Annotated in this window: 11 protein-coding genes; 4 read left to right on the forward strand and 7 right to left on the reverse strand. The window is 67.3% G+C overall.

Annotated features, from left to right (window positions below):
• Positions 1 to 7 precede the first annotated feature (7 nt).
• Entirely contained in the window at positions 8 to 514 is a 507-nt protein-coding gene (locus tag AB0G04_RS40235; RefSeq protein ID WP_360994670.1) for a TRAP transporter small permease, read from the reverse strand.
• A 40-nt stretch (positions 515 to 554) separates the two neighbouring features.
• Positions 555 to 1592 (reverse strand): TRAP transporter substrate-binding protein, encoded by a 1038-nt coding sequence (locus AB0G04_RS40240; protein WP_360994673.1) that lies wholly within the window; start codon positions 1590 to 1592, stop codon positions 555 to 557.
• A 280-nt stretch (positions 1593 to 1872) separates the two neighbouring features.
• Here AB0G04_RS40240 and AB0G04_RS40245 point away from each other — a divergent pair, with 280 nt between their 5' ends.
• Entirely contained in the window at positions 1873 to 2826 is a 954-nt protein-coding gene (locus AB0G04_RS40245) for a DUF4862 family protein (protein WP_360994676.1), read from the forward strand.
• Between the two features lie 26 nt (positions 2827 to 2852).
• Positions 2853 to 4157, forward strand: coding sequence for a Na+/H+ antiporter NhaA (nhaA, locus tag AB0G04_RS40250; protein WP_360994678.1), 1305 nt, complete (start codon positions 2853 to 2855; stop codon positions 4155 to 4157).
• A 22-nt stretch (positions 4158 to 4179) separates the two neighbouring features.
• On the opposite strand, the gene tkt is transcribed toward nhaA, so the two are convergent.
• The 4 genes from tkt to AB0G04_RS40270 all read right to left on the reverse strand — a co-directional run bounded on the left by tkt (position 4180) and on the right by AB0G04_RS40270 (position 8171).
• Complete coding sequence (tkt, locus tag AB0G04_RS40255; protein ID WP_360994681.1) at positions 4180 to 6378, reverse strand: transketolase; 2199 nt, start codon at positions 6376 to 6378, stop codon at positions 4180 to 4182.
• Positions 6379 to 6388: 10 nt separating this feature from the next.
• Entirely contained in the window at positions 6389 to 6799 is a 411-nt protein-coding gene (locus AB0G04_RS40260) for an STAS domain-containing protein (RefSeq protein ID WP_360994684.1), read from the reverse strand.
• A gap of 170 nt (positions 6800 to 6969) precedes the next feature.
• A complete protein-coding gene (locus AB0G04_RS40265; protein WP_360994686.1) occupies positions 6970 to 7707 on the reverse strand; it encodes a hemolysin III family protein in 738 nt (245 codons plus the stop codon).
• Between the two features lie 80 nt (positions 7708 to 7787).
• A complete protein-coding gene (locus tag AB0G04_RS40270; RefSeq protein ID WP_360994689.1) occupies positions 7788 to 8171 on the reverse strand; it encodes a hypothetical protein in 384 nt (127 codons plus the stop codon).
• A gap of 311 nt (positions 8172 to 8482) precedes the next feature.
• Here AB0G04_RS40270 and AB0G04_RS40275 point away from each other — a divergent pair, with 311 nt between their 5' ends.
• Both AB0G04_RS40275 and AB0G04_RS40280 read left to right on the forward strand, forming a co-directional pair.
• Entirely contained in the window at positions 8483 to 9199 is a 717-nt protein-coding gene (locus tag AB0G04_RS40275) for a GAF and ANTAR domain-containing protein (RefSeq protein ID WP_360994692.1), read from the forward strand.
• 37 nt (positions 9200 to 9236) lie between these two features.
• Positions 9237 to 9962, forward strand: coding sequence for a GAF and ANTAR domain-containing protein (locus AB0G04_RS40280; protein ID WP_360994694.1), 726 nt, complete (start codon positions 9237 to 9239; stop codon positions 9960 to 9962).
• A gap of 100 nt (positions 9963 to 10062) precedes the next feature.
• Here AB0G04_RS40280 and AB0G04_RS40285 read toward each other — a convergent pair.
• Positions 10063 to 10413: trehalose-6-phosphate synthase (locus tag AB0G04_RS40285; protein ID WP_360994697.1), on the reverse strand; the 351-nt coding region annotated here is incomplete at its 5' end.

Raw genomic sequence — 10413 nt, forward strand, 5'->3', positions numbered from 1 at the left:
CTCCTTCCTACGACAGCGCGGTCTCGGCTTCCGCGTCGATGGCGACCTCGTCGCCCTTGCTGATCGCGATCATGTGGAAGATCGCGTAGAACGCGGTGATCACGCCGGAGATGGGCAGGGCCAGATACATCCAGCCCACATTCAGCGGCAGCCCGGTCAGGGTCTGTTCCCAGGTCAGGTGCACCACCCGGTAACCGCCCCAGATCAGGGTCATCGCCGCGAACGTCAGCGTCGCGAGCTGGACCAGGACGGCGGTGACGCGCTGGGCCTTCTCCGGCATCCGCTGGACCGCCAGGTCGGCCGCGACGTGCCCGCGCTCGCCGAAGACCCAGGCCCCGCCCAGCAGGCCCAGCCAGATGAACAGGTACTTGGCCAACTCCTCTGACCAGCCGCTGGGCGAGTTCAGCACCTGCCGGGCGAACACCTGCCAGCCGACGTCGAGCACCAGAGCCGCGAACAACACGATGCAGCACCAGGCCAGCACCCGGTCCAGCACGCCCTTGACTGCTGTCATACCTCGAGCCCCTCCGCTGTCACCCGCCCGGACCGCCGGATCACTTGGCAGCCGCGCGAACCTTGGCGTGGATGCCGCGGGTCGTGTCGTTGGTGAGCTTCTGCTGCGTCAGCGGTGCGATCAAGCTGGTGAAGGCGGCCGCGTCGACCTCGTTGAACTTCGCGCCGGCCTTCTCGGCCAGCGCCTTGGACCTCGGGATCTCCTGACCCCAGAGCGCCCCTTCCTCCTCGACCGCGATGGCGATCTCCTCCAGGAAGATCTTCCGGACGTCTTCGGGCATCGCGCCCAGAACCTTCGGGTTGATCAGGAGGTAGTCGGGCAGCATCAGGTGCCGGGTGTAGCTGTAGAACTTGGCGACCTCGGCGTGCTTCACGTTGGCGTACGTGAGCTCGTTGTTCTCGGCGCCGTCCAGCACGCCGGACTGGATGGCGGTGTAGACCTCGCCCATTCCCATCGGCGCCGGGCTACCGCCCATCAGCTTCATCATCTCGATGTTCGTGTCCGACTCGATGACCCGGATCTTCAGGCCCTTCATGTCGGCGGGCGTGGTGATCGGCTTCTTCGAGGTGTACATGCTCCGTACGCCGCCGTGGAAGGAACCGAGCACGCGCAGACCCTGGCTGTCCAGAGAGGAGTACAGCTCCGAGACGATCGCGGGGTCGTTCGTCGTCTTCCGCTGGTGTTCCTGCGAGTCGAAGGTGAACGGCAGGTTGAAGACGATGAAGTCCTTGTTGTAGCTCTCCATCAGCGGCGCGGCGACCATCGACATCTCGATGGTGCCGGCCTTGACCAGTTCGACGGTGTCCTTCTGGGTGCCCAGGGTCTCGTTGGGGAACACCTCGACGTCGTACTTGCCGTTGGTCCGCTTCTTCAGCCGCTCGCCCATGGCGTCCAGGGCGACGAACTGCGGGTGGTTCGGCTGCTGGTTGAACGCCAGTTTGAAGGTCGTCTCGGCTTTCGCACCGCCGTCCCTGGTTTCGCTCCTGGCCTTCGTCCCGTCACCGGCTGAGCACCCGGCCAGGGCGAACGCCGCGACCATGGCCGCGGCGGTGAAGGTAACGACCTTGTTCCTTCTCATGCTGACTCCTTCTCGATACACCAGCGCGTGCCGCACTACGGCGGTCGGCAGGTCGAGGGCTGTCCCGGGAGCGGGGGCCCTGGGGGGTCGCGGACGGGTCCTTGCGGGACCCTCGATCTCGGTGGGAGACTGATATGGAACCGCGTTCCGTAAGACGGAACCATAGCCAGGGGCAACTGAAGCGTCAATCCCCATTTGTGACCGCCGACACCCCGCTGAGAGACAGTCACGGCGCGCGGTCGCGGCTGCCGCCCCCGCACCCCACTCCACGGAGGAATCGATGACCAACCCCGCCGGCTTGTTCCTGTCCGCGTACATCTCCGCGCCGACGGATCCCGTCGCTGAAGACGCCTTCTATGACGCGGCTGCCGGGCTTGACATCGAAGGTCTGGAGTTCGCCCTGTTCCCGGCCGGTGCCCGGACCCTCGAGCCGCACTGGATCCGGGAACACGTCAACCCCGGACACGACCTGATCGTCTCGCTCGTGCCGTCGATGATGGCCGCCCTCGGCAGCACGCCGAACTACGGCTTGGCCTCGACCGACGACGTGCAGCGCAAGCGCGCGCTGAGTGACGTCGGGCGGGCATGCGACCTTGCCGTCAGCCTTGCCGCCGAATACGGGACCCGGCGAGTGGTCGCGATCGAGGTACACACCTCCCCCGGTCCCCGCGGTGGCTCACTCGAGGCGTTCGAACGTTCTCTTGCCGAGATCCTGACCTGGGACCGGGCCGGCGCCGAGCTGCTGGTCGAGCACTGCGACGCCTACGTCCCCGGGCAGACACCCGCCAAGGGCTTCTTCCGGCTGGCGGACGAGATCGCCGTCGTCCGGTCCTTCGGTCTGCCCTCCGACGTTCTCGGGATGAGCCTGAACTGGGGCCGCTGCGCCATCGAGGGACACGGGTCACGGCTGCCGGTGGAGCACATCCAGGCCGTCACCGACGCCGGGCTGCTGCGGGCTTACATCTATTCCGGCGCGACCGGCGAGGAGACCATGTGGGGGCCCGCCTGGACCGACATGCACATCCCCAGCCGCGGTGACGCTCCCGCCCTGGCCGCCTCCAAGGCCTCCCTGCTGGGGCCGGACGAGATCGCCGAAACCATCAGCGCGATCGGTGACACCCCGCGGATCGGGTTGAAGTTCGGCATCCGCCCTCTCGACGCCGACGTGGCGACCAGGCTTGCGGTTGTCGAAGCGACCCTCGCCCAAATCGTCGCCGCCCGCGCCGCGCGCTGACCCCGCCCACTTCCGGCCACCGCCCGATGATCACCGCCTTCAGCAGCCTGTCCCCCGGGGGCAGGCGCAACTTCACCGACACCCTCCGAGCCGAGAACGCCGGCGCAGTCCTGCTCGCCATCGGGACCGTGATGGCGCTGATCTGGGCCAATTCACCGTGGCGCGACTCCTACACCGACCTGAGCGGCACCGTGGTCGGCCCCGCGAGCCTGCACCTGAACCTCTCCGTCGCAGAATGGGCCACCGACGGACTGCTGACGATCTTCTTCTTCGTCGTCGGCCTGGAACTCAAGCGCGAATTCGTCACGGGCCAGCTCCGCAATCCCGCCACCGCGGCAGTCCCGATCATCGCCGCGGTCGGCGGCATGATCACGCCGGCAGCCGTTTACGCCCTGGTCAACATGACCCACGGCGGTCCTTCGATGGGCGGTTGGGCCATTCCGGTCGCCACCGACATCGCTTTCGCCGTCGCTGTCCTCACCCTGTTCGGGCGTAGATTACCCATCGCGCTGCGGGCCTTCCTGCTCACTCTCGCCGTCGTGGACGACCTGCTCGGCATCGTCGTCATCGCGGTGCTCTACGCGGAGGGCCTGGCCTTCGGATGGCTGGGCGCGGCCGTCCTGACGATCGGTCTGCTCACCGTCCTCACCCGCCGGAACGTCACCGCTTGGATCCTGGTCCCGCTAGCCGTGCTGGCCTGGGCCTGCATGCACCGGTCCGGAGTTCATGCCACCATCGCCGGAGTCCTGACCGGGTTCACCGTTCCCGCGCTGGCCGCAGATGGCCAGGGCCGCAGTATGGCCGAACGTTGGGAGCACCGCTGGCGTCCGGTGTCGGCAGGGCTGGCCGTCCCGGTCTTCGCCCTGTTCGCCGCTGGAGTCAGCCTGAGCCCGGACGCCCTGGCGACCACCCTGACCGAGCCCGCCGCTCAGGGAGTCATCCTCGGGCTCGTGATCGGCAAACCGCTCGGCATCATGCTGGCGACGTTCTGCCTCGTCACTCTCACCCGGGCGGCCCTGGACCGGACGGTCGCCTGGCTGGACCTGTTCGCCGTCACCGTGGTCTCCGGGATCGGGTTCACCGTCGCGCTGCTGATCGGAGAGCTCTCATTCGCCCCGGGCGCCCCGCAATCGGGGCCCGTCAAAGCCGGCATTCTCATCGGATCGCTCACCTCGGCTGTGATCGGCGGCCTGCTGCTTACCTGGCGGAGCCGGGCGTACCGGGATCAGGGTGATGCCGTCGGGGGAGATCCGGCTCTCGGTGCTGCAGAGGGGCACCAAGTAGAAGGTCCGCCAGAGCGCCGCGAGGATATTGGAGGCGCGACGCTGTGACGGCCGGGGTCGTCGACGACGATTACTCCGGTTGGTCACCGGTGCCGCCAGTGGTCGGGGAGGCGGTCTGCTGGTCGCCACCCGGGCGGATCGGACCGGATGTGGCGTTGATACTGTCGCGGGCCGCTCGTACGACGGCTTCGGCAGTGATGCCGAACTCCTGGTAGAGGCGCTGGTAGTCGGCGGAGGCGCCGAAGTGTTCCAGGCTGATGATGCGCCCGGCGTCGCCGACGATGTCCCGCCAGCCCTGGCCGATGCCGGCCTCGACGCTGACCCGCGCACGCACCGACGGCGGCAGCACCTCGTCGCGGTACGACGGGGGCTGCTGAGCGAACCATTCCCGGCAGGGCATCGACACCACGCGTGCGGTGATCCCCGCGCCGGCGAGCAGGCCGCGGGCGTCGAGGGCGATCTGCACCTCCGAGCCGGTGGCGATCAGCAGCACCTCAGCGTCCTCGTCGGCGCCGGCCAGCACGTAGCCACCGCGGGCCGCGCCGTCCGCGGCCGCGTATCCGCCGGGGCCGCGGTCGAGCACGGGCAAATTCTGCCGGGTGAGGATCATGCCGGCGGGCCGGTCGGTGTGCTCCAGGACCGTCCGCCAGCAGATGGCGGTCTCGTTGGCGTCGCCGGGACGGACTACGTCCAGGCCGGGGATGGCGCGCAGCGCGGCGAGGTGCTCCACGGGCTGGTGGGTGGGGCCGTCCTCCCCGAGGCCGATGGAGTCGTGAGTCCAGACGTAAGTGGCGGGCAGTTGCATGAGCGCCGCCAGCCGGACCGCGGGGCGCATGTAGTCACTGAAAACCAGGAACGTGCCGCCGTACGGACGGGTCAGGCTCTGCAGAGCGATGCCGTTGAGGATCGAACCCATGGCATGCTCGCGGATGCCGAAGTGCAAGGTGCGGCCATACGGGCTGCCGGACCAGGTGCGGGTCTGCCGGTCGGCGGGGATGAACGACGGCTCCCCGGCCATGGTGGTGTTGTTGCTCTCGGCCAGGTCCGCCGAACCGCCCCACAGCTCCGGCAGCACCGGCGCGAGTGCGGACAGGATCTCCCCGGACGCCTTGCGGGTAGCCATGCCCTTGGCATCGGGCGCGAAAGTGGGCAGGGCCGTCTCCCAGCCGTCCGGCAGCCGGCGTTTGAGCAGGCGATCGAGCAGCGCGGCCCGGTCCGGGTGAGCGGTCCGCCAGGCCTCGAAACCGGGCAACCACTCCTGATGTACGCGTGACCCGCGCGCGACAACCGCACGAGCGTGTGTCAGCACCTCGTCCTCGACGGTGAACGAGGCGTCCGGGTCGAAGCCGAGCAGCCGTTTCGTCGCGGCGATCTCGTCGGCGCCGAGAGCGGACCCGTGCGCCTTGCCGCTGTTCTGCAGGGTGGGGGCGGGCCACCCGATGACGGTGCGGAGTTTGATCAGCGACGGCCGGCCGGTCTCCGCCTTGGCCGCCTCGATCGCGGCGTGCAGGGCATCGATGTCCTCGACGTACTCGCCCGTGTCGGTCCAGTCGACGGTCAGCACGTGCCAGCCGTACGCGGCGTAGCGGCCCGGAACGTCCTCGCTGAACGAGATGTCGGTGTCGTCCTCGATGGAGATGTGGTTCGCGTCGTAGAACACCACCAGGTTGCCCAGTTGCTGGTGCCCGGCCAGGGAGCTGGCCTCGGCGGTGACGCCTTCCATGAGGTCGCCGTCGGAGGCGATCACGTACACGTGATGGTCGAACGGGCTCTCACCCGGCGCGGCCTCCGGGTCGAGCAGGCCACGCTCACGGCGGCCCGCCATCGCCATGCCGACCGCACTGGCCAGGCCCTGGCCCAGCGGCCCGGTGGTGATCTCCACACCGCGGGTGTGCCGGAACTCGGGGTGTCCCGGCGTGGCGGAGCCCCAGGTGCGCAGCGCCCGCAGGTCGTCCAGTTCCAGGCCGTACCCGTTGAGGTAGAGCTGGGTGTAGAGGGTGAGGCTGGTGTGGCCGGCTGACAGCACGAACCGGTCCCGGCCCAGCCATTGGTCGTCGTTCGGGTCGTGCCGCATGACGTCGTGGAACAGCAGGTAGGCCAGCGGCGCCAGGCTCATCGCCGTGCCGGGGTGACCGTTACCGACCTTCTGCACGGCGTCGGCAGCAAGGAGCCGGGCGGTATCGACGGCACGGACATCGAGCGCGTCCCAGCCCACGGCTTCCGCGACCGGAGCCGCCACCCGCCGGTCGAACTCTTCGCTGCGAGTCATGGTGATGTCCTCAATTCTGAGTGAATACGAATGTCGACGCTCGCCGCGTGCCCCGCGTAGCCTGCCGCGAGTACCGGAGATACGGCAGATCCGGGCTCAGCGTGGCGATCTGATCCATCCCGGTCATCAACAGAACTTGCCGGGTGCCCGCGGTGGGACGGCATAACAGGATGGTGGAGGCTGCCGGCAGACGATGGCGTAGCTGTGCCAGGAAGTTGGGTAGAGCCGAGCAGGCAAATGTGATTCCGGCCAGGTCGATCACGACGCAGGCGGGAGCTTTGGTGGCCAGTCGATCGGCGATTGCCGACAGCTCTGCAGATACGGTCATGTCGATGTCCCCGCCGACGCGGACGAGAGCCGACTCCACGGTCAGGGCGGCCAGCACAGTGACGGTGAAGCAATCGCCGGATTTCGTTTTCACAATGTCACCTCGGCACGATTCGAAGTATGCCGAGGGCCGGGGCAACAGCCCGCGAGGACCGCACTTCAGACGTTACCCCGTAACGGCATTTATCACACGGGCTGTCATACAGCTCTTACTTTCCGTTCGGGTCGGGCGCCGCCGACACTTGGCGGTCCCGGGCCGGGTTGTCAGGCGGCGTCCAGGGCGATGGCGATACCGATGCAGTGGGAGGCGAACGCTGCGACTGTCAAAGCGTGGAAGACCTCGTGAAAACCGAACCAGCGCGGGTTCGGGTCGGGCCGTTTGAGGCCGTAGACCACAGCGCCGAGGGTGTAGAGAGCGCCGCCGAGAACGAGGAAGGTGACCACCGGTGCGCCGCCGGCCCGCCAGAATGCGGGTAGATAGATCACAGCGACCCAGCCCAGGGCGACATACACCGGAACGTACAGCCAGCGCGGTGCACCGACCCACAGGACCCGGAAGGCGACACCAGCCAGCGCGCCGCACCACACGATCCAGAGCAGGGTCCGGGACTGCCCGGGCGGCAGCGCCAGCACGCAGAACGGGGTGTAGGTGCCGGCGATGATCAGGAAGATGTTGGCATGGTCCAACCGCCGCAGAACGCCCTCCGCACGCCCCGCCCAGTGACCGCGGTGGTACAGCGCGCTGATACCGAACAGCAGCGCTGCCGACAGCGTGAACAACGCCAAGGCCAGCCGGGTACGAGAATCCGGAGACACCACGGTCAACAGACCGCCGGCGCCCGCAGCGAGGGGAAAGGCGCCGACATGCAACCATCCCCTCCACCGCGGCTTGATCACCGCGCCGAGGTGGTCCAGGCCTTTCTCCACCCGGTCCTCCAGCCGGTTCAGCCCGGCATCCGGACGGTCGCTGGTCTCCGCTTGCCGGGAGCCATCCGCGCTCATGCCGTCCGGCGTCTCAGCCGGAGCCACGGCAGCGGCATCGCCTGCCGGCAGGATTCTGCTTCGTCCTCCGTCGGCGGCATTCAACGGACATCACCGGCCCCGGTGGGCTCGCCGCGGATCGTGGCGATGGCGGCCATGTCAGTGGCTCGTAACACCCACTCGATCTCCGGTCTCGGCCGCCACAGAACGACTTCAGCGTCGCCGGGCACAGCGTGGCGGACGCTTGCGAGGAAGTTGGGTAGCGCCGAGCACGCGAACGTGAGCGCGGCGAGATCCACCAGGACGCTGACCGGCGCCACCCTGGTCAGCCAGTCAACGGTCCGAGACAGGATGGCGGACGAATCCCGGTCGATTTCCCCCGCCAGACACATATAAGCGCGGCGCCCGTCGCCGGGCAAAGTGCGGATAGTTATCGTCAGACCGTGAGCGGATCGGTAGACGCTGCTGTCGGAACTCTCGAGCATGGTCCCCGCCTCAGATGGCGTGCGACATGCCGGGTCCGGGGCAACGGCCCCTCCACCGGGACTCGTACCGATAACCCTACTCGCATCGTGAGGGCCTGCAAGCCGAGCGACGCTTTCGCTTGCCGCATCTCCGAAGACTGAAAGTCCGAGTAGGCTCGTGGTAGGACCGGAACCCATCTGGTGCTACTGCCCGGGACCCGGCGGTCGCTTCTTCCGCCGTAGAGGTGCAGTTATGCCACTTCCGCATCCATGCTCGCCATTGACGGTGCCATGCCGGAAAGCAATGTCGTTACGCTGCCGCGGAGAAAATCGTGGCTGACCGCGCCGTCGCGATCACGAACCTCATCGCGGCGCAGCCGGTCCGATCTCACAGCATCGCCGACTACCTCCAGCGGGTATGTCAGACCGCCGCCCAGACGCTGATCGCGTCCGGAACCGGCATCAGTGTGCTGACCGACGATGGGGTGCGCGGAGTGTGTGCGGCTTCCGACGATCGCAGCGAGCGGGTCGAGGAGCTCCAGTTCCTCTTCGGTGAAGGCCCCTGCATCGACGCCTTCGAGTCCCGTCGTCCGGTCTTGGTTCCCGACCTGACCGACGACATGGCGGCCCGCTGGCCGATGTACGGTCCCGCCGCTCTCGCTGACGGCATAGGCGCGGTATTCGCGTTCCCGTTGCAGATGGGCGCCGCCCGGTTGGGTGTCCTGGACGTTTTCTGCGACCGCCCCGGGGAACTGTCGAGCGACCAGCTCAACGATGCGATGACCTTCGCCGAGATCACCATGCAGACCCTGCTCGATCAGTACGAAGCCACCAGCGATGGTGGGACCGACGGCGATGTCGCCGACGCGGTCGGCTACCGGGCGCAACTGTTCCAGGCCCAAGGCATGGTGATGGTGCAGATCGGGGGGACACTCAGTGAAGCAATGGCCAGGATGCGTGCCTATGCCTACGCCGAGAATCGCCGCATGGACGAGGTCGCCCGCGACGTCGTAGCCCGCCGCCTGCAGTTCGACCAAGATCGCCCATGACCGTGCTACACCCACGCCTCGATGCCGGGAGTCAGGTATGACCACCGTTTCCGCCGAACGGCTGGCGACGATCTTCGTCGAGGCCGCCGACACACTGGTCGACGACTTCGACCTGATCGAGTTCCTGCACATGCTCACCGACCGCACCGCCTCCCTGGTCGGCGCCGCCGCCGTCGGGCTGCTCCTGGCCGACAAGGACGGCCGCCTGGAATTCATGGCGGGCTCCGACGAGAACGTCAAACTTCTCGAACTGTTCCAGCTGCAGACCCACGAAGGGCCGTGTCTGGAGGCGTTCCGCACGGGACAGCCGGTCATCAACGTGAACCTCGGCGAAGCCGCCAACCGGTGGCCCCGCTTCGCCCCCCATGCCACCGCCAGCGGCTTCCAGTCCGTGCATGCCTTCCCCATGCGGCTACGCCACCAGAGCATCGGAGCGTTGAACGTCTTCGGCGACACCAAAGGCGGCGACTTCACCGGCTCGGACGTACCGATCGTTCAAGCCCTCGCCGACGTCGCCGCCATCGCGCTGCTGCAGGAACGCGCCATCCACCGCGGTGAAGTCCTGACCGAACAACTACAGGGTGCCCTGAACAGCCGCGTCGTGATCGAACAGGCCAAAGGCGCCATCGCCCAGGCCCACGAGATCAACGTCGATGACGCGTTCACCCTCATCCGCACCTACGCCCGGAACAACAATCGGAAGCTCACCGACGTGGCACACGCCATCGTCACTGATCGGACCACCCTCTACCGCCTCAGATGAACCGCGGGGCTACAACATCAGGTCTTCGCTGAAGGTGAGGGCCGGCAGGATTGAACACTGGTGGCGCCCTTGGACATCAGAAGCCATTCGAACAAGTGAATCAGGACATCACTTTTCGGGCTTGCCGAGCCTCGTCGGGTGTTCCGGGAACACCGAGAACTTTCAGGAAGTCGCGGGCCCAGTAGTCGATGTCGTATGTACAGACCTGTTCCCGCATGTGACGCATGCGTACGGCGAGGTTCTGGGGTTCGACGTTGAGTGCCTCAAGAATCCCGCGTTTGACGTCGTCGGTGTCGTGAGCGTTGATCAGGAACGCGTCGTCGAGTTCGGCGGCGGCGCCGGTGAACTCACTGAGGACCAGTGCGCCTTGCTCGTCACGGCGTGCCGCGACGAATTCCTTCGCAACAAGATTCATGCCGTCGCGAAGTGGGGTGACCAGCATGACGTCGGC

The sequence above is a fragment of the Actinoplanes sp. NPDC023801 genome, from assembly GCF_040639655.1.
Lineage (GTDB): Bacteria > Actinomycetota > Actinomycetes > Mycobacteriales > Micromonosporaceae > Actinoplanes.

What these genes read in the sequence shown, in the direction of transcription:
- AB0G04_RS40270 (WP_360994689.1), bottom strand. Translation starts at nt 8,171, where the DNA reads ATGCTCGAGAGTTCCGACAGCAGCGTCTACCGATCCGCTCACGGTCTG.
- AB0G04_RS40245 (WP_360994676.1), top strand. Translation starts at nt 1,873, where the DNA reads ATGACCAACCCCGCCGGCTTGTTCCTGTCCGCGTACATCTCCGCGCCG.
- tkt (WP_360994681.1), bottom strand. Translation starts at nt 6,378, where the DNA reads ATGACTCGCAGCGAAGAGTTCGACCGGCGGGTGGCGGCTCCGGTCGCG.
- AB0G04_RS40240 (WP_360994673.1), bottom strand. Translation starts at nt 1,592, where the DNA reads ATGAGAAGGAACAAGGTCGTTACCTTCACCGCCGCGGCCATGGTCGCG.
- AB0G04_RS40235 (WP_360994670.1), bottom strand. Translation starts at nt 514, where the DNA reads ATGACAGCAGTCAAGGGCGTGCTGGACCGGGTGCTGGCCTGGTGCTGC.
- AB0G04_RS40280 (WP_360994694.1), top strand. Translation starts at nt 9,237, where the DNA reads ATGACCACCGTTTCCGCCGAACGGCTGGCGACGATCTTCGTCGAGGCC.
- AB0G04_RS40265 (WP_360994686.1), bottom strand. Translation starts at nt 7,707, where the DNA reads ATGAGCGCGGATGGCTCCCGGCAAGCGGAGACCAGCGACCGTCCGGAT.
- nhaA (WP_360994678.1), top strand. Translation starts at nt 2,853, where the DNA reads ATGATCACCGCCTTCAGCAGCCTGTCCCCCGGGGGCAGGCGCAACTTC.